At 66.8% G+C, this 19,192-nt stretch carries 14 protein-coding genes and 2 pseudogenes; 4 read left to right on the top strand and 12 right to left on the bottom strand.

Going from position 1 to position 19,192, the window contains the following annotated elements:
- Position 1 precedes the first annotated feature (1 nt).
- From AC07U4_RS24160 to AC07U4_RS24135, 6 genes are read right to left on the bottom strand one after another with little or no spacing between them, the layout of a single operon-like run.
- On the bottom strand, positions 2-1,540 hold the full coding sequence (locus tag AC07U4_RS24160; protein ID WP_495197484.1) for a CoA-acylating methylmalonate-semialdehyde dehydrogenase: 1,539 nt from the start codon (positions 1,538-1,540) through the stop codon (positions 2-4).
- The gene (gene iolB, locus AC07U4_RS24155) at positions 1,527-2,345 is read right to left on the bottom strand and encodes a 5-deoxy-glucuronate isomerase (protein WP_495197483.1); all 819 of its coding nucleotides are present in this window, start codon (positions 2,343-2,345) and stop codon (positions 1,527-1,529) included. Before iolB ends, AC07U4_RS24160 begins: the two co-directional genes overlap by 14 nt.
- Complete coding sequence (iolE, locus tag AC07U4_RS24150) at positions 2,342-3,235, bottom strand: myo-inosose-2 dehydratase (protein WP_495197482.1); 894 nt, start codon at positions 3,233-3,235, stop codon at positions 2,342-2,344. Before iolE ends, iolB begins: the two co-directional genes overlap by 4 nt.
- Positions 3,232-5,064, bottom strand: a complete 1,833-nt coding sequence (iolD, locus tag AC07U4_RS24145; protein WP_495197481.1) for a 3D-(3,5/4)-trihydroxycyclohexane-1,2-dione acylhydrolase (decyclizing) — start codon at positions 5,062-5,064, stop codon at positions 3,232-3,234. The genes iolE and iolD overlap by 4 nt, the downstream gene beginning before the upstream one ends.
- Positions 5,061-6,992, bottom strand: coding sequence for a bifunctional 5-dehydro-2-deoxygluconokinase/5-dehydro-2-deoxyphosphogluconate aldolase (locus AC07U4_RS24140; RefSeq protein WP_495197480.1), 1,932 nt, complete (start codon positions 6,990-6,992; stop codon positions 5,061-5,063). The genes iolD and AC07U4_RS24140 overlap by 4 nt, the downstream gene beginning before the upstream one ends.
- 43 nt (positions 6,993-7,035) lie before the next feature.
- On the bottom strand, positions 7,036-9,390 hold the full coding sequence (locus AC07U4_RS24135; protein ID WP_495197479.1) for a TonB-dependent receptor: 2,355 nt from the start codon (positions 9,388-9,390) through the stop codon (positions 7,036-7,038).
- A gap of 243 nt (positions 9,391-9,633) precedes the next feature.
- Between AC07U4_RS24135 and AC07U4_RS24130 the strand changes: the two genes are divergently transcribed.
- Entirely contained in the window at positions 9,634-10,878 is a 1,245-nt protein-coding gene (locus tag AC07U4_RS24130) for an MFS transporter (protein WP_495197478.1), read from the top strand.
- Here AC07U4_RS24130 and AC07U4_RS24125 read toward each other — a convergent pair.
- The 5 genes and pseudogenes from AC07U4_RS24125 to AC07U4_RS24105 all read right to left on the bottom strand — a co-directional run bounded on the left by AC07U4_RS24125 (position 10,862) and on the right by AC07U4_RS24105 (position 15,035).
- Positions 10,862-11,731: a MurR/RpiR family transcriptional regulator gene (locus AC07U4_RS24125; RefSeq protein WP_495197477.1), complete on the bottom strand. Its 870-nt coding sequence runs from the start codon at positions 11,729-11,731 to the stop codon at positions 10,862-10,864. The two genes, AC07U4_RS24130 and AC07U4_RS24125, sit on opposite strands and share 17 nt — an antisense overlap.
- A gap of 294 nt (positions 11,732-12,025) precedes the next feature.
- The gene (locus tag AC07U4_RS24120) at positions 12,026-12,613 is read right to left on the bottom strand and encodes a recombinase family protein (RefSeq protein WP_495197476.1); all 588 of its coding nucleotides are present in this window, start codon (positions 12,611-12,613) and stop codon (positions 12,026-12,028) included.
- 127 nt (positions 12,614-12,740) lie between these two features.
- Positions 12,741-12,965: a hypothetical protein gene (locus AC07U4_RS24115; RefSeq protein ID WP_495197500.1), complete on the bottom strand. Its 225-nt coding sequence runs from the start codon at positions 12,963-12,965 to the stop codon at positions 12,741-12,743.
- Between the two features lie 139 nt (positions 12,966-13,104).
- Positions 13,105-13,566, bottom strand: a pseudogene (locus AC07U4_RS24110) (AAA family ATPase); the annotation flags it as partial.
- Positions 13,566-15,035 carry a transposase gene (locus AC07U4_RS24105; RefSeq protein WP_495197475.1) on the bottom strand — a complete coding sequence of 490 codons (1,470 nt, stop codon included), beginning with the start codon at positions 15,033-15,035 and terminating at the stop codon, positions 13,566-13,568. The gene AC07U4_RS24105 and the pseudogene AC07U4_RS24110, both read right to left, overlap by 1 nt.
- A gap of 62 nt (positions 15,036-15,097) precedes the next feature.
- Here AC07U4_RS24105 and AC07U4_RS24100 point away from each other — a divergent pair.
- Positions 15,098-15,544: pseudogene (locus tag AC07U4_RS24100) on the top strand (DUF4158 domain-containing protein); the annotation flags it as partial.
- A 112-nt stretch (positions 15,545-15,656) separates the two neighbouring features.
- A complete protein-coding gene (locus AC07U4_RS24095) occupies positions 15,657-18,014 on the top strand; it encodes a Tn3 family transposase (protein WP_495197474.1) in 2,358 nt (785 codons plus the stop codon).
- A 44-nt stretch (positions 18,015-18,058) separates the two neighbouring features.
- Here the strand turns inward: AC07U4_RS24095 and AC07U4_RS24090 are convergent, their stop codons facing one another.
- The gene (locus tag AC07U4_RS24090; protein ID WP_495197473.1) at positions 18,059-18,475 is read right to left on the bottom strand and encodes a helix-turn-helix domain-containing protein; all 417 of its coding nucleotides are present in this window, start codon (positions 18,473-18,475) and stop codon (positions 18,059-18,061) included.
- 78 nt (positions 18,476-18,553) lie between these two features.
- Between AC07U4_RS24090 and AC07U4_RS24085 the strand changes: the two genes are divergently transcribed.
- On the top strand, positions 18,554-19,054 hold the full coding sequence (locus AC07U4_RS24085; protein WP_495197472.1) for a DUF2938 domain-containing protein: 501 nt from the start codon (positions 18,554-18,556) through the stop codon (positions 19,052-19,054).
- Positions 19,055-19,192 lie beyond the last annotated feature (138 nt).

The raw sequence follows: 19,192 nt of genomic DNA, 5'->3' as shown, positions 1-19,192 counted from the left end.
GTCACGCCATCGTCGGGATGACGAAGGCGTCGCTTATCCGCGCGGGGCCGCCGTCCTCCGAGCCGCCCGGCGCCTCGCCGCGACCGCCGGGCCAGCGCTGCGTCACCGTCTTGACCTTGGTCCAGAAGCGCAGGCCCTCGGTGCCGTGCTGGTTGTGATCCCCGAACCCCGACCGCTTCCAGCCACCGAAGCTGTGATAGGCCACCGGCACCGGGATCGGCACGTTGATGCCGACCATCCCGACGTTGACGCGCGCGGCGAACTCGCGTGCGGCATGGCCATTGCGCGTGAAGATCGCGACGCCGTTGCCATATTGATGCTCGCTCGGCAGGCGCACCGCGGTCTCGAAATCGGGCGCACGCACGATCTGCAGCACGGGCCCGAAGATCTCTTCGCGATAGGCGCTCATCGCGGGCGTCACGTGGTCGAAGAGCGACGGGCCGACGAAGAAGCCCTCATCATGGCCCTGCAGCCCGAAGCCGCGGCCGTCGACGACCAGCTCGGCGCCCTCGTCGACTCCCGTCTGGATCCAGCGTTCGATGCGCTGCTTGTGCGCGGCGTTCACCACGGGGCCGTAATGCGCATCCTTGTCGGTTGAAACGCCGACCCGCAGCGCAGCGATCGCGGGCACCAGCTTCTCGCGCAGCCGCTCGGCGGTCGCCTCGCCGACGGGCACGACGATCGGCAACGCCATGCACCGCTCGCCGGCCGATCCGAATGCAGCGCCGCAAAGGTCGGCGACGGTCTGATCGAGGTCGGCATCGGGCATGACGATACCGTGGTTCTTGGCGCCACCCATCGCCTGGACGCGCTTCCCGGCGGCGACACCGCGCGCGTACACATAATGGGCGATGTCGGACGATCCGACGAAGCTGACCGCGGCGATCGCGGGATGATCGAGGATTGCGTCGACCATTTCCTTGTCGCCATGGATCACCTGGAAGATGCCGTCGGGGGCGCCGGCCTCGCGCATCAGTTCGGCCAGCCGGACCGGCACGCTCGGGTCGCGTTCCGATGGCTTCAGCAGAAAGGCGTTGCCGCAGGCGATCGCGACCGCGCCCATCCACAACGGGATCATCGCGGGGAAATTGAACGGCGTGATGCCGGCACCGATGCCGATCGGCTGCCGCATCGAATAAACGTCGATGCCGGGGCCGGCGCCCTCGGAATAGTCGCCCTTCATCAGATGCGGAACGCCGCAGGCGAATTCGACAACGTCGAGCCCGCGCTGGATATCACCCCGGGAATCGGCGATCACCTTGCCGTGCTCCGAGGAGAGCAGGTGGGCGAGTTCGTCCATATTGGCTTCGACCAGCGCCTTGAAGGCGAACATCACGCGCGCGCGGCGCTGCGGGTTCGTCGCTGCCCAGCCCGGCTGGGCGGACTGCGCGGCGGCCACCGCCCGCTCCAGGTCGGCCGACGTGCCGAGGGCGACCTTCGCCTGGACCCGGCCGGTGTTGGGATCGTACACGTCGCCCTGCCGCGTCGCCGGCGCCGGTGCCGATGACGCGCCGGCGATGAAATGGTCAATTTGCCGCAATGGTCTGCTCCTTGTGGACGATCCAGTCGTGCGCGGGATCGTTCGCGAACACCCAGTTGCGCTGCGGCCCCGCCATGACGTTCAGATAATAGAGGTCGTAGCCGTGCGGCGCGCCGACCGGATGATAGCCGCGCGGCACCATCACCACGTCGCCGTCCTCCACCGCCATCGTCTCGTCGAGCGACCGGTCATCGGTATAGACGCGCTGGAAGGCGAAGCCCTGCGGCGGCGACAGCCGATGATAATAGGTTTCCTCGAGCGCGGATTCCTGCGGCAGCGCATCGCGATCGTGCTTGTGCGGCGGATAGCTCGACCAATGCCCGCCGGGGGTGATCACCTCCACGACCAGCAGGCTCTCGGCATCCGCCCTGTCGTCCAGGATGTTGCGCACGTAGCGGACGTTGGTGCCCTGGCCGCGCGTTTCCTGGCCGACCTGCGCCGGTTCGATGACGTGCGGCACGCCCTTGCCGCTGCCGGGGGCGGTGCAGATCGCCACTTCGGCGTCGCCACGCGCGGTCACGCTATAGCCAAGCCCGGCGGGGACATACACGGAGGTCGGCGGGCCGTCGAAGACGCTCTTCCTGCCGCCCAGCTCCGCGAAGGCACTCCCGCCCGCCACGACGATCACCGTGCCCGACAGGATCACCAGACAGGCCTCGCGACCGTCCTCGATGCCCACGTAGTGCTGCCCCGGCGTGAGCTTCAGCACGCGGAAGCCCACATAGGTCCAGCCGGCGCTGGCCGGCGTGACGTCGAGCACCACCCCTTGGTCGTCGGGCGTCTGCGGATGGACGAGGAGGCTCATGCCACCAGCCCTGCATCGCGCGCCAGCCGCTTCAGCGTGTCGAGCCCGAGTTGCTGGTACTCGCGCGGATTCGCCACGGCCGGGTCCTGTTCCGCCTCGATGACGATCCAGTCGGCATAGCCGATGCCTGCCAGCGCCCGGAGGAACGGGGCGAAATCATAGTCGCCGTCGCCCGGCGCCGTGAACATCCCGCCGACGACACCATCGAGGAAGCTGAGACCCCGATCGCGGAAATCGGCGTGGCGGCTTCGCCGGACATCCTTGCAATGGACATGGGCGACTCGCCCAGGTTGCTCTCGGACGAGCGCGACCGCATCGACCCCGCCGAGGGCAGCGTGGCCAGTGTCGACCACCAGTCCGACGGTCTCGGACGTGACTGCGAGGAAGCGTTTCAGCTCGCTTTCCGTTTCCACGACTGTGCCGAGATGATAATGATACGCGACGCGCAGGCCTTGATCGGACAGGTATTTGGCGACCTTGTTCAATCGTTCGCCGAATTGAGCCCATTCGTCATCATCGAGCTCGGGATGGCGGTCGAGCCGGCTGCCGCGATCGCCGTGAACGGCGTTGGACGTCTCGGCGATGACGAACACGTCCGAGCCCATCTGCTCGAGCAGGTTCAGGTGGGGCTGCATCGCGCGGATCTCGGCATCCGCGTCCCGCACGAGAAGCTGGGAACTGTACCACCCGCCCACGATCGCAAGGCCATAGCGCGCCATGATCGGCCGCAGCAGCACCGGGTCGCGCGGAAACTTGTTGCCCAGTTCCACGCCGTCGAACCCGATGTCGCGAACGTCGGTCAGCAACTGGTCGAGGGTCGTGTCGCCGCCCAGTTCGGGCATGTCGTCGTTCGCCCAAGCAATCGGGCTCACACCCCAGCGGATGCTCATTCGGTTTCTCCATCTACATGCCGGTCATAGGCCGCAAGTGCGCTCATCACCTCGGTTCGGGTGGAGACCTGGGGGACGGCGACGTCCCACCAATGCCCGCCCTCTTCGGTCGTGGCCGCGGGATCGGTTTCGATCACGATCACGTAGCTGGTCGCGCTTTGCGCCGCCCGATCGAGCGCGGCTTTCAGTTCGGCGATGCCGCCGACCTTCTCGGCCCGCGCGCCCAGGCTGCGGGCGTGCATGGCGAAATCGATGTCGGGCAGCGCCTGATGCCGGGAATCGGCGAGCAGGTTGTTGAACGGTCGCCCGCCCGTCGCCTGCTGCAGCCGGTTGATGCACCCGTATCCCCGGTTGTCGAGCAGCACCACGGTGATCTTCACCCCGAGCATGACGGATGTCGCCAGTTCGGAATTGAGCATCAGGTAGCTGCCGTCGCCGACCATCACGATCACGTCGCGATCGGGCAGCGCCATCTTCACGCCCACGCCCCCGGCCAATTCGTAGCCCATGCAGGAAAAGCCGTATTCGACATGGTAGCCACCGGCCCGGCGGGTACGCCAGAGCTTGTGCAGTTCACCCGGCAGCCCGCCGGCGGCGCAAACCACGACCGCATCGTCGCCGGTCTGGCGCCAGACCGCACCGACCACCTGCGCGTCCGATGGCAGCGCCCCCGCCACCGGCGCCGTCGCCTGGTCGAACGCCGCGTTCCAGCGCAGGACGGCGGCGGCATTCGCCTCGCGCCAGGCGGGCGGCCCCCGCCTATCGGGCAGCGCCGCCGCAAGCGCGTCGATGACGTTCAGCGCGTCGCCGACGACCGCCGCCGCGCCGTGCTTGTCCGCGTCGGCCGCCGTCACGTTGACCTGGAACAGCCTGCCCCGGAACAGCGTCCGCGAGCCGGTCGTAAAATCCTGCAGCCGCGTGCCGATCGCGATCACCAGATCGGCCTCTGCGGCGGCACGGTTCGCCGCGCTGGTGCCGGTAACGCCGATCGATCCAAGCGCCTGGGGGTGATCCCAGCGAAGCGCGCCCTTGCCGGCCTGCGTCTCCGCAACGGGAATGCCGGTCGCCGCGGCGAAATCCGACAGCGCCTGCTCGGCGCGCGAATAGAGCACGCCGCCACCCGCCACGATGAGCGGACGCTCGGCACGGCGGATCGCCTCGACCAGCTCGGCGAGCTCGGTCGCATCCGCCGGGCTGCGCCGCTGGCGCCACGTTTTCGGCGCGAAGAAGCGGACGGGATAATCATAGGCTTCCGCCTGCACGTCCTGGCACAGCGCCAGCGTCACCGGACCGCAGCGCGCGGGGTCGGTCAACACCTCCATCGCGCGCGGACCGGCGTCGATCAGCTGCTCAGGCCGCGTCAGGCGGTCGAAATATCGGCTCACCGGGCGGAAGCAATCGTTGGCGGTCAGCGTGGCGTCGCCGAAATCCTCGATCTGCTGGAGCACCGGATCGGGCCGGCGGCTGGCATAAACGTCGCCCGGCAGGAACAGGACCGGCAGGCGATTGACGTGCGCCAGCGCCGCCGCGGTCACCATGTTGGTGGCGCCGGGGCCGATCGACGTGGTGCAGGCCATCGCCCGCTGCCGCCGGCATGCCTTGGCGAAGGCGATCGCGGCATGCGCCATGCCCTGCTCGTTATGCGCGCGATAGGTGGGCAGCAGATCCTCGGCATCGGCGAGCGCCTCGCCCATGCCGGCGACGTTGCCGTGGCCGAAGATCGCCCAGACGCCGGCGAAATAGGGCTGGACGACGCCGTCCACCGCGACGTGCTGCGCCGCCATCCACCGCACCAGCGCCTGCGCCATCGTCAGCCGCACGATGCTCACGCCGCGGTCCGCCCGAGACGCGCCGAGCGCCAGCCGTCGACCAGCTGCTGGAAATTCCGCGCCAGCATGTCGATCGCCTCCGCATCGTCGATCTGTCGCGACAGCCAGCGCGCCGCCGGCTCCCGCCAGATCGTTCGACCGACCGCGAAGCCCTTCACCAGCGGGCTGTCCGTGGTCGCCGCGAAGCTGGCCAGTAGCTCGGCATTCGGCGCCGCCAGCCCGAGCAGCACGATGCCGCGACAATGCGCATCGCGTGCGCGGATCGCCCGCTCGATATTGGCCCAGGTGCCCGCATCGGCCGCCGGCTCCAGCTTCCACCAGTCGGGATAGACGCCCAGATCGTAGAAATGGTCGATGACGCCCGCGATGGTGTGCGGCCCGACGTCGCCGTGCTTCGACGCGATGATCTCCAGCAGGAACTCGTGGCGCGTCTGGCGGCAGGCGTCGAACAGGCGGACGATCTGACGATCCTGGCGCGCGCGAAGCGCCGCATCGTCGTCGGGATGGTAGAAGACGAGGCATTTGACGACGTGGTTGGCGGGCCAGCTTCGCAGCGTCGCCCCGACATCGGCCGATCCCTCGAATTCGATCGGGCAGGATCCCGGAACCTCGATCGGACGGCCGATCCAGTGCGCGGTGTCCGCGGCCGCCTCCAGCGCGCGCATCCCGTAGCGGCCGTCGGCGAGCAGGCCAAAGCCGGGCTCCCCCGCCGCCACGCGATCGATCGCCTGCAACGTCAGGTTCTTGAAGCGGGGAACGTCCTGGATGTTGCCGGTGCCCAATTGCTCCACGAGGTCGTCGAACTGGCTGCGATGGTCGATCGCGAGGACCGTCAGCTCCGGATGGCCGGGGGCACGGCTGGTCGCCCAGTGCAGCTGCTCCAGCTCTTCGCTCTCGCGCAGCCGGTGTGGCCAGTCGTCGCGCGAGAGGAACAGCTCCAGTTCCTCCCAGGTCGGCTCGGCCGGGGCGCAGCCGTGGCGCGACACGACGATCGCGCCGCACGCATTGGCGAGCGTGCAACACCGTTCGATCGGCTCGCCGCGCAGCCAGCCGCGCAGGAAGCCGGCCATGAAGGCGTCGCCGGCCCCGAGCACGTTTAACACCTCGACCGGAAATCCCCGGCCGCGGATCCCGTCGTCGAGGCTGTCGGGCACCGCCGCGGGGAACACGACGCATCCCTTCGGCCCCAGCTTGCAGACCAGCAGCGCGTCGGTGACCGCGCGGATCGGGCGCAACGCCGTGATCGTATCGGTACTGCCGCCCAGGATGTGGATCTCTTCCTCGGTCCCGACGATCAGGTCGCACAGCGGCAGCACGCGCTGGAGCTCGGCGGTGACGGCCCCGCTCTCGACGAACCGATCCTCGCCATTCTCCTTCGCCGCGAGCCCCCACAGGACCGGGCGGTAATCGACGTCGAACACCACCTTGCCGCCGTTCGCCCTCATCAGCTCGGCCGCCTTCAGGCTCGCCGCGCGTACCGTCGGGCGGGAGAGATGCGTGCCGTTGATCAGCAGCGCGTCCGCCCGCCTGACGAACGCCGGGTCCACGTCGTCGACGCACAGTGCCATGTCTGCGCAATCCTCCCGGTAGAAAACCAGCGGGAAGGTGTTCGTACCCCGGATGCCGAGGAGGACCAGCGCGGTCAGCCGTTCGGGATCGGTGACGACGCCGGTCACGTCCACGCCTTCGCGCACCAGCTGTTCGCGGATGAAACGACCCATATGGTCCGCGCCGACCCGCGTCAGCAGGCCGGTGGCGAGGCCGAGGCGCGCGGCCCCCACCGCGGTGTTGGTGGGACTGCCACCGACATATTTGGCGAAGGAGGCCATGTCCTCCAGCCGCCCGCCGACCTGTTCCCCGTACAGATCCACGCTCGAGCGCCCCATCGTGATGAGATCGAGGCGCTGGCCGTGATGGTGCGTGATCATCGCCCGTGTCCCCCTCATGTCGCCGGTCACTGTGGTCATGCGCTCAGAAATCAAGCGAGGCGCTGGCACCGATCGTGCGGGTGGAGTTGTAGCCCCAGGTCTGCACGGTCGAGTTCAGTCCGAGCAGCGTGCCGTCGATGTTGTCGAGCCCGATGAACGTCGGGAAGCGCTTGTCGGTGCAGTTCTTGCAGAAGATCGCAAGCCGGACGCGATCGTCGAAGGTCGCGCCGATCGAGAAGTCCAGCGTGTCGATCGCCCCCAGACGCGTCTGCGGATTGCCGTTGCTGGAGAAGTTCACCGACGAGCGGTGATAGTAGCTGCCCGACACCGAAAGCCGCGTCGTATCCGACACCGGCACCTCGTAGCGCGCCTGCGCGGTCGAGGTGAACCGGGCGGAGCTCGGCGTGCGGTTTCCCGACGAATCGCTGGTGCCGACGGCAGAGCAATCCCCCTGCCCCGGATAGCAGCGATCGTTGGTGAAGGTGCGGAACTGCGAATCGAGGATCGTCGCGGCGAGGCTGAGGGTCAGCGCGCTAACCGGGCGCGCTTCGGCGAATATCTCCACCCCCTGCGATTTCACGCGTGCCGCGTTGGAGGTGAAATAGGAGCTGGTGTTGGCGTCATAGCCCTGCACCTGGAAGTCGTCGAACAGCTGGCGGAAGGCGGAGACGTTCAGGCGCAGCTTGCGATCAAAGAAGGTCGTCTTGGCCCCGATCTCCAGCGCGTGGACGGTCTCGGGCCCGACGGCCAGCCTCTGCGTCAGAGTCGCTGCGCTGTCGTTGAAGGCCGGCCCCTTATAGCCCTTCGAATAGGTGGCGTAGAGCATGCCGAGATCCGCCACCTCGTACTGCCCGCCGACCTTCCAGCTGAAGTCGGTGTTCTTCACGCGCTCGTTCGCCGTGTAGTTCGGCGCGCCAAGCGGAATGGCGTAGAATTTCTGGTTCTGGACGAGCGCGATGCGGTTGTTGTCGTGGGTGACACGACCGCCAAGGATCACCGTCAGGTTCTCGACCGGATGCAGGTTGAACTGACCGAACGCGGCATAGCTGTTGTTGCGGGTCCGCTGCCGGATGTCCGTGCCGATGTAGGGATTGGTGTTCGAGTTGGATGGCCCGAGGATCGGCGCCAGCGTCGCGTCGAGCAGGCCGTAGCCGGCGGCGCCGACGGCATCGACCTCGCGCAGGCGCGATCCGAAATAATAGAGGCCGGCCTGGCCGTCGATAACCGCGCTCGGCGTGATCGCGACCCGGAATTCGTTGGAGAACTGATTGTACTTGCCGGCCCGGACGTTGAGATCCACGCCGTCCGAACTGGTGAAGTCCAGATCGCCGAGCGCGGTCGCATCATAGCTGCGCCAGGCAAAGATGTTGCTGATCGTGACCGCGTCGGAGACCGTGTAGCTGACGTTGGCGGACACCCCGCCGGTATCGATGTTCGCGCCACCGGCCGGGGCGCTGTACCCCAGCTTCAGGTTGTTCGGTCCCGCGACGACATTGTCCTGCTGGAGCGCCAGCGCGGTGACGCTGCCCGGGGCAAGATAGCGCACGGTGCGATCGTAGATGCCGCCGATGCCGCGATTGCGCGCGAAATCGCCCATCAGGTAGATCGACAGCCCGGCGGTCGGCTCCAGCAGGAACTTGCCGCGGACGCCCAGCCGGCGCTGATAGTCGCCGAAGCGTGCGCCTGCGGCCTGCCGCACGACGGTCGCGATCGTGTCTTGGTCGGAATAGAATGCATTGAGCCGCAGCGCCGCATTCGCGGACAAGGGCACGTTCACCGTGCCGCGCACGATTTCACCCCAGCTGCCGCCCGGAGACGGGTCGCGGTAATCGACCTCGGAATATACCCGGCCCGACACGCCGTCGGAGTCGGGACGGCGGCTGACGACGTTGAGCAGGCCGGCGGAGGCGTTCCGGCCGAACAGCAATCCCTGCGGCCCGAGCAGGACCTCGACACGCTCGACGTCCTCGAACCCGAAATAGTTCATGAACAGCGGAACGCCCAGCGACACCTCGTCGATCGCCACGCCGACGCTGGAATCCACGTTTGGGCTGAACGAGAGGCTGCCCACGCCGCGGAGCGAGAAGGAATTGTCCGTACCGACGCCCAGGCTGGGGACCGCGGTCTGCAACTGCACGAGATCGCTGAGCTTGCGATCCTCCAGTTCGCGCCCGGTGACCGGCTGGACGCTGACCGGGACGCGCTGGAGGGACTGTTCGGCGCGCTGCGCCGTGACGATGATATCGCCCAGGCTATCCTCGGCCTGCTGAGCGGTCGCCGGCGCCGCCGTCGCTGCGGGCACCGCCGCAGTGGACTGGTCCTGGGCAGAGGCGGCCGTCGCGGTCACGGCAATCGCAAGGATCGTGAGGCTTGCGCCCAGCCGGTAGATCGCCTTCATTTTCTCTCTCCCTTGCCGATGCGGGTCGCGGCGCATCACCGTGCCTCGACCTCGACTGACGTTGTTCCCGGCCGGTTGCCCCGACTCGGCGTCGATTGTGGAAACTGTGTTCCATTTCGTAGCCATGCAGAACAGCTATTGCAAGTCTTGGAATTAAGGCTACTGCTCGGCGGCAGATCGTGCATGCCGACACGAGCCATCATCGATCATGGTGGTACGACGAAGAGAGGAGATGCCGGAGCCATGGCAGCCACGTCACCACCGTCGCACCGGGAGCGCGGCACCCGCCGCCTGTCGATCCTGCTGTTCGTCGCCTACGCGTCCCTGATCAGCACCTTCCAGGGCATCCAGAACATCCTGCTGCCCGCGCTGGTGCAGCAGCTTGCGCCGCAGACCAAGATCTCGACGCTGGCGCTCCTGACCACCGTGTCGGCCGTCACCACCGTGGCGGCGCTCCTCGCCGGCGGCGCGGTATCGGACCACACCCGCAGCCGCTGGGGCCGGCGGACCCCGTCGCTGGTGATCTCGTGCGCGATCAGTGTCGTGCTCATGCTCTGCATGGGCGCGGCTGGCTCGATACTCCAGCTGCTGGTGCTGATGCCGCTCCTGTGGTTCAGCAGCAATTACTATCAGACGGTGCTGACGGCGATCCTGCCGGACCGGATCTCCGAGGACGAACGCGGCTTCGCCTCCTCGGCGATCGGGCTCGGCGTGCCGGTCGGCATCTTCGTCGGGATCAATATCGCCGCCTGGTCGCCGAATACGTTCGTCGGCTATGCCGTGCTCGCGGTGCCGTTCGTACTCGCGACGATCGCGCTGGTCGCGATCGAGCGCGAGCCATCGTCACTGCATCTGGCGAAGGACAGCGACCCCGCGCTCGGCAGGGCAAGGACGCCGTTCTTCTCGGCATTCGCAGACCGCGACTTCACCTTGACGTTCGTGTCCCGCTTCCTTCTCTTCCTGGCGTATTTCACCGTCGCCGGATATCTGTTCTACGTCCTCCAGGACTATGTCGGCGTGTCACGGCTGCCCGCCGGGGGTGCCAGCGCGGCAGTCAGCATCGTGCTGAGCCTCACCACCGTCGCCTGGCTCGTGATCACGCCGCTCGCAGGGATCATCTCCGATCGCATCGGTCGCACCGCGCGCGTGGTCGCGGTGACCTCGATCGCGATCGGAGTCGTGATGCTGCTGCCGGCCCTGTCGAACAGCTGGACGGCGATGCTCGTCTTCGGGATCGGGCTGGGGCTGACCTTCGGGATCTACTTCGCGATCGACCTCAAGCTCGCATCGATCGTCCTGCCGTCGCCGGACGACGCGGGCCGCGACATCGGCATCCTCGGGGTTGCAGGGTCCGGCCCCACCGTCCTGGCGCCGGCGATCGCGGCCGGGATCATCTCCTACGGCAGCTTCCCCATCCTCTTCGCATTCGGTGGCGCCGTCGCCCTGGCCGGCGGGCTGAGCGCCTTCCTCATCAGGACGCGTCGCTGAGCGGATCGGGCGCTTCGGACGAGTCCGGGGCGCGGGCGGCACGAAGGGCGAAACCGATCGCGAGGCTCTGCGCCAGGCACATCGACGCCGAGAGCGAACGAAATCCGCGGACTTCCGATTCGCGAACGTGGAACACCAGGCTCGCCTGCCTTGCGACGGGGCTGATCACGCTGTCGCTGATCACGATGACGGCGCCGCCCGCGCCCGCCGCGGCTTCCACGATCTGCGTCGTCTCGGCGCTGTACGGCGTGAAGCTGATCGCGATCACCAGATCGCCATCGTTCATGGACCGCATCTGCTGCCCCTGCATCCCCGCGATCCCGTCCACCAGGACGATACGCTTGTCCGCCTGCGCCAAGAGATACGCCAGGTAGGTGGCGACGGGGAACGACCGGCGAAAGCCCATCACGAATACCGTTTCCGCCCGCTCGATCATCTCGACCGCCGTTTCCAGCTGCTGCGGCGCGATCGCGTGGCTCAGATTCTCCAGCGCCAGCATGTTCCCCTCGACGAATTCGGAGAGCAGCTGGCGCGGACTGTCGCTTTCGGCGGGAACGGCATAGCGGAACTGGCGCACCCGCTCGGCATAGCCGACCGATTGCGTATCCCGCAGCAGACCATCCCGCAGCAGCCGCTGCATCTGCGAGGCGCCCTGGAAGCCGAACGCCTGCGCGAACCGGACGATCGTCGACGCCTGTACGTTGCTCCGCGCGGCGATCACCGCCAGCGTCTCGAACGCCACGTCGTGCGGCTCGTCCAGGAGGTGCCTGGCCACCCGCTGCAAACGGTCGCTCAGTTCCGCGTAGCGGGCCTCGACGGTCGCGCGAAATGTCTCGATATCCGCCGGCGGCAACGATCCTGCTGGCACCCGACCCCCCTCATTCCGGGAAGGTGCGGTTCCAACCCTTGGGATCACGGTACAGATGTTCCAGCACTCATTCCACCATATTTCTGTGGCTCGATGGCGATGAACGGGCGGCCCGGCGTCGATGCAGACGCGCCCGGGCCCCCTCGCTGAACAGATAGACGCCGCACCGGGGCACATCGCGCGGCAGACGGACCCTTCCGGAGTGCGGGGGGCAACTCGTCAGCTTGAGGAATGATGGGTGAAGGCTATCAGCGAGCGCAGCGAACTTCGGGTCCATAGCTAGGCCGACCTGGTTCCTTCCGCGATCAACGCCTCCTGCTCGGACGCCGGAAGATGGCGATAGAGCGTCGGGATCGAGACGCCGATTGCCGGGGCAACGCTGCTCGCCGCCATCCCCGACGCGAACAGCTTGCGTGCCGCCTCGAGCCGCGCCGGCGTCATCACCTTCTTGCGGCCGCCCACCCGCCCCTCGCCGCGCGCGACCCGCAGCGCGGCATTGGTGCGTTCCCGAGTTAGGTCACGCTCCATTTCTGCGAACGCCGCAAGCATGTGGAACATGAACTTGCCGGCTGTGCCTGAGGTGTCGATGCCATCGGTGAGAGAGCGGAAGCCGATGCCCTTAGCGTCGAGGTCGGCCGCGAGGTCGACCAGCCCCTTGATGGTACGGCCAAGCCGATCGAGCTTCCACACCACCAGGACGTCGCCGGCGCGCACGTGCGACAGCGCGTCAGCCAATCCGGCCCGGGTTGCCTTCGCGCCGCTGGCCTTATCGGAAAAGGTGCGCTCGCACCCAGCCTTCGCCAGGGCGTCGAGCTGAGGCGTCAAATCCTGATCCGACGTCGACACGCGGGCATAGCCGATCAGCATAGAACCCTTCTCGAAACTCACTCGCGACGCCTATCATGTGCCGGCTTGAATGAGAAAGGGTTTTGAGAAGATGCGCGAGACTGCTACGTTGTAGATGTTAGCGGTGAATAGCATGGTTTTTTCAGCGCTAAGTGACACCGATCACGAGCGTGCTGCGGGCCGCTTCGACTACATCTTCGGTGATGACGGTCAGCTCGTTGAGGCGCAGGATGCGCTCGATTTGAACGAACAGGCGGTGCAGCATTCGGAAATTGCCTCCGGTCATGCGCACGATCGCGGCGACCGCCTGGGCGTCGGTGAAGTCGGCATCGTCCAGTGAGAGGCCGAGGTCGCGCCAGCGCCTTGTCAGCACGAACGTCAGCTCCTTGGTCCTGCAAGGGCCGGTAGTGGTGAGCGAAGCCCACTCGGCTTAAGAGCTGGGGGTAGCGCGCCATCCGCTTGTCGATCCCCGGCATGCCGATCAGGATGAGGCCGATCCCCCGCCGATCGAACAGGTCGCGTAGCCATTCCAGCGCTGTCGTGGTCAGCCGCTCTGCCTCGTCCACGATCAGCAGCTCGACGTAGCGGGTCGTGTGGTCGATGATCTTGCACTTGCCATCCACATACGGGCGAACGTGATCGTCGATGCAGATGTCGGCGCGATCGATGAGCGCCGGCACATCATGCCGCAGCTCGCGTAGGCCGCAACTGACCGTAGGTGTGAAGAAGACGGCTCGGGAACGGGCGAGGTGGGCATTGACCTTCGCCTCATCCGGCTTGCGCCTGCCCCACTCCTCAACGGTTTCGGCGGCCACGTCCCAATGGGCGTAGCGACGAGCGGAGAGCGTCTTTCCGACTCCGGCGGGTCCATGGCACAGGCCGATATAGCGGTGCTTGCGAACGGCATCGGCGAACTCTGTGAAGCGGCGATGCTCCTGGGTTGCGATGAAACTGGTGGCGCGCGCCGTGCCCATCAATCACCCTCGCTATAGGTGCGCAAGCGGCGACCTTTCGGCTTGTCCATCGGTTCGGGGCCTGGTGGCGGGAGGGGTGCCGCTAGCTGAGCGGGGCGAAGCACAAGGGCCGGGAAGAAGTCGGCGACGCGGGCCTTGCGCTCGCCGATCTCGCTTCGCAAGCGACGGCGGTGCGCGACGCGGGCCGCCTGTATGTCCTTTAGCGTGATGCTGTCGCCGGCATGGTCGGCGCTCACGGCCCGGCACAGGAAGGTGTTGCGGTGGAAGACCCGGACCTCACCCATGTCGCGGGGATCGTAGCGGATCGTCACCGGCTCCCCGACATAGGCTGCGAGGGTCGGATCGAAGTAGCGAAGCCCCTCGAAGCGAATGCCGTCGCGATGCACCGTGCGGGGCTTGGCGACCATGACCAGCAGTGCGTCCAACTCGGCCAGCGTCTCCGGCATCCGAGGCAACCACCCGTCGCCGCGCCATGCGTCCACAGGAGCCATGCCGATCGCGCGATGCGGACGGGCATTGTAGGTCGAAACGATGTAGGCGCCGATCGCAGCGTCCAGCTCGGCAAGCGACAGGCGGGGTGGCGAGGCTGGCTTACCATTGCGGAGGTTGCCCGGCAGCTCGGGCAGCAGCTCGGTGTTGATGGTGCGGAACAGCCGCTCGATCTTGCCGTGCCCCTGCGGACGGGCGATGCCCGAGTAAATCATGCGGATGCGCAGGTCAGCCGCCGCCTGTTCAAGGTGGATGCTGGTGAAGTCCGATCCGTGATCGACGTGCAGCACGTCGGGAATGCCGCACACCGGCCATGCCGGATCGGCTTTGCGCCAGATCGCCTGTCGCAGCGCGAGCGACGTGTTGAGCGCGGACGGCGCGCCCAGCATCACCATGTAACCAGCAACTGCCCGCGAGTGGTCGTCCACCACGGTCGTCAGCCATGGCCGCGCCTCCTTGCCGCCGGCGTCAAGGATCAGGATGTCGAGCTGCGTATGGTCAGCCTGCCATGTCGCGTTCGGCCGGACAGCCCGATGGCGATGCACCAGCTCGTACTTGTCGCGGAAGGCGGCTGCGCCCTCGTGCGCTAGGGTCGCCATCGCCGGATCGATCCTGCCCACGATGCTGCGCACGCTGCCGTAGGATGGTGCTCGCCATCCCCGCTCACCGGCCAAGCTAGTGATGCGCCGATGAATGGTCGCGATCGATGGCGGCGGCTTGAGAAGCGCCATGCCTTCGATCAGCTCCACCAGCTCCTTCGGAAAAGTGCGCTTGCCTGCTTCCGGTCGCCGGGGACGCGCTAGCCCGGCAGGACCATCGGCACGGTAGCGGGCGATCCAGCGCCGGGCGGTGCGGATCGGGATGCCGGCATCGGTCGCAACCCTCGCTAGCGGCACGCCATCGATCAGATGGGGTCGCAACACGGCCATGCGCTTCGCGACCTCGGCGCTGCCTTTCTCCGGCCCTCGATCATCCGCCATGGTGATCGCCCCTGTCCGATAGAGGATCGTCTGACGGACAGCTTCATGGAGGTTCAGGGTTCATGGCGAGACGACGCCTGCTCACCCGCGAGGCGCTGGCGCGTCAGCTCGATCCCCCGACCGACGAGCGCGAGATCGCGCGGCACTTCACCCTGACGCGCGAGGATCTCGATTGGGTCTCGATCCGACGTGGCCCTGCATCGCAGCTCGGTTACGCCATGACGCTCCTTTATATGCGCTGGCCCGGGCGGGTACTCGGCGCGGAAGAGACGCCGCCCGTCCCGGTCCTGTCGTTCGTCGCCCGTCAGCTCGATGTGCCTTAAGCGGCCTGGCACGACTATGGCCGTCGTGAGCCGACCCGCCGCGCGCATCTTGCCGATCTGGCACGGCGCATGGGCTATCGAGCGTTCGGCCGGACCGACTTCCACGCACTGGCCACCTTCGCCATGCCCGTGGCGCAGACCATCATCCAACCATTGCAGCTGGCCGGGATCGTCATCGACGAAATGCGACATCGTCGCCTGTTGCTGCCGCACGTCACCGTCATCGAAGCGATCATACGACGAGCGCGCCGCCAGGCCGACGAACTCGTCCACGATGTGCTGACCCAAGGGCTGGGGGATGGCGGACGTACCCGCCTCGATGCGCTGCTCGCCCGTCGTGGCGACCGGGGTGCGACGTGGCTGTCGTGGCTGCGCAACCCGCCGCTGTCGCCGGCACCGCGCAACGTCATGCGCCTGCTCGAACGACTGGATCATGTCCGGGCGATCGGACTGGCACCGGCGCGGGCCGCGACGATCCCGGCCGCAGCCTTCGACCGCATCGCCGACGAAGCGGTGCGGATCACGTCGCAGCATCTGGCGGAACTGCCCGACCAGCGCCGTCATGCCGTTCTGGCGGCAGCCGCGCTGCGGCTTCGCGAGAACCTCGCCGATGATGCGCCGCGCCGAGAACCGGACGCGCGACAAGGCACTGGGTACGATACGTGCGCTCCAGGTACAGTTGCGCCTGCTCACCGGCTCGTGCCGCCTGCTGATCGATGCACGGGCACAAGGGCTGGACTCGCTTGCCGCGATGGCGATCGATTGGGAGAAACTGGGGGCGGCCGTCGGGGAAGCGGAAATCCTGGTCGCGCCGGAGACGACCGACCGTACCGCCGAGCTGATCGACCGGCATCGTTCGCTACGCCCGGTGATTGGGCCACTCCTCAACGCCTTCACCTTCCAGGGTGCCGGTCCTGTGCAGGGGCTGCTCGATGCGGTCCGGGTCGTCGGTGAGGTTTATCGGACCGGCAGGCGACGCTTGCCCGACAATCCGCCGCTTCGCTTCGTGCCGCCATCGTGGCGGCCTTTCGTGCTGCGCGACGGGCAGGTCGTCCGCGCGGCCTATGAACTATGCGTTCTCACCCAGTTGCGCGACCGGCTGCGCGCCGGTGACATATGGGTGGAAGAAAGCCGCCAGTATCGCGCCTTCGACAGTTACCTCTTGCCACCCGCCACCTTCGCGGCGCTGCGTGAGCGCGGACCGTTGCCGCTGGCGATCGACACCGACTTCGACACCTTCATCGCCGGTCGCCGCGCCCGCCTCGATACCGCGATCGAACAGGTCACGGCACTCGCCCGGCAGGGCGAACTGCCGCAGGTGCGGCTCGATGCCGATGGTCTCGTAATCTCGCCGCTGAAGGCCGCAACCCCGTCCGATGCGGAGGACGTGCGGCGCATGGTCTACGATCGCCTGCCCCGCGTGAAGATCACCGATCTATTGCTGGAGGTCGATGGCTGGACCGGCTTTTCCGAATGCTTCACTCATCGCCGCTCCGGTCGACCGGCCGATGATCGCAATGCGCTTCTCACCGTAATCCTGGCGGACGGCATCAATCTCGGCCTGACCCGCATGGCGGATACCTGCCAGGCGGCCACCCTGCGCCAACTCGCGCACCTGCATGACTGGCACGTCAGCGACACCGCCTATGGTGAGGCGCTGGCGCGGTTGATCGACGCGCATCGCGCCCTGTCGCTAAGTGCCCTTTGGGGCGACGGCACCACCTCATCGAGCGACGGCCAGCTCTTCCACGCCGGCGGGCGCGGTGCTGCAATCGGTGACATCAACGCGCGTAACGGCAACGAGCCCGGCGTCAGCTTCTTTACCCACATCTCGGACCAATATGACCCGTTCGCAAGCCGGGTGATCGCGGCGACGGCGGGCGAGGCACCCTATGTCCTCGACGGGCTGCTCTACCATGCCACCGGTCTGTCGATCGAAGAACATTACACCGATACCGGCGGGGCCTCCGACCATGTATTCGGCCTCATGCCGTTCTTCGGCTATCGCTTCGCGCCGCGGCTGCGGGATCTGAAGGAACGACGCCTGCATCTGCTGCCGGAGCAGGATGCCGGGGCGTTGCTCGCCGGGCTGACCGGCGATCCAGTCGCGCTCAATCACGTCGCGGACCATTGGGATGAACTGCTCCGGCTCGTCACCTCGATCCGCAGCGGCACCGTCACCGCGTCCGCGATGCTGCGCCGGTTGTCCGCCTATCCACGCCAGAACGGCCTTGCGCTGGCATTGCGCGAGGTCGGGCGGATCGAACGCTCGATCTTCATGCTCGATTGGTTGCGCGACATCGACCTGCGCCGACGCGCCCACGCCGGGCTCAACAAGGGCGAGGCGCGCAACGCGCTCGCGCGAGCCCTGTCCTTCAACCAGCTCGGCGAACTGCGTGACCGCCGGTTCGAAAACCAGACCTACCGGGCCTCCGGCCTCAACTTGCTCGTTGCTGCTATCATCCTGTGGAACACCCGCTATCTCGAACAGGCCATCGCCGGCATGGCCGTGCCGCCTGAAATCGCCCGCCACATCGCACCCCTCGGGTGGGAGCATATCTCGCTCACCGGCGACTATCGATGGAACACCGACGACCGCCCTCCGGTCGGCCAGCTCAGACCGCTGCGCACACCCGCATCGTTGCTCGCTGCATGACGCGGCCTCGTGTTCGCTTATCGTTCACGCCTGGCGTACGCTGCTCACACTTTCGTGCCGTAGCCCCTACCTGACGAACGTCGCTTCGACGCCGCGCGTAGCAGGCGCTTGAAACGAGGGCATTCCATGTGGCTAGGCGCGGTGCATACTGCGGCATGACGTAACCCGTCGCGTAGGGCAGTCATTTGGTGGATCGTCTGATCAATGGCATCCGCCCTCGCGAGCAATTGTTCGCGGTCGATATGAGGTGAACCGGCGCGCCCCAACATTCCGCCGATTTCTTCTAGCGAAAAGCCAGCGCGTTGCCCCAGCGCGATCAGGGCCAGTCGCGGCAGTATGCTGGCATCGAAAACCCGGCGCAGCCCCTTGCGACCGACCGACTGAATAAGTCCCCGAGCCTCGTAGAAACGAAGGGTCGACGCAGCCATGCCCGAGCGACGTGAGACTTCCGCTATGTCCATCACTGGCACCCTTGACCTAAAGCGAACTTGAAGTGGTAGATGCGACGCCCTCTTCCCCGGAACAAGGATGCGGGCGCGATGGATTACGGTGAAGCGGTGTTGCGCGTGGCGGCGATCGGAGTCGGTGCGACGGTGGTAATGGACCTCTGGGCCTTGGTGCAGAAGCGGTTGTTTGGAATACCCTCGCTGGACTACGCGATGGTCGGCCGCTGGCTCGCTGGGCTACCACGGGGCAAGGTTTTCCATGATGCTATCGGTCGGTCCCCACCCGTCTCCGGCGAGAGGACAATCGGGTGGGCAGCCCATTACGGTATCGGGATCATATTCGCCGGCCTGCTGGCGGTGGTTGGCGGCGAGAACTGGCTGAACGCGCCAACGCCGGGCGTCGCCGTGCTGATCGGACTGGCGACCGTGGCCGCTCCATTCCTGGTACTTCAGCCTGTCATGGGTGCCGGCATTGCCGCTTCGAGAACACCGAAACCGGCGGTGGCTCGGACCCGAAGCGTGATCGCCCACCTCTCTTTTGGGACCGGCCTTTATTTCGCGGGTCTCGCCACGACGATTATCGCTCCGCTCTGATGCCGGATGCGAGTGCGCCGGGCGAGTTTTGAGAATGTATTTCTGTTCCCGTCCCACCATCCAGACCGTCGTCTAATAGCGGTTGGTGACGCAAGTCATTTCAGCGGTGAGTTCGTATGCCAGGAGCACGGTCGTCTT

The organism is Sphingomonas sp. GW821-FHT02B09 (assembly GCF_059421875.1).
The sequence above is the reverse complement of the archived record's forward strand: the minus strand, read 5'-3'. Positions and strand labels throughout refer to the sequence as shown.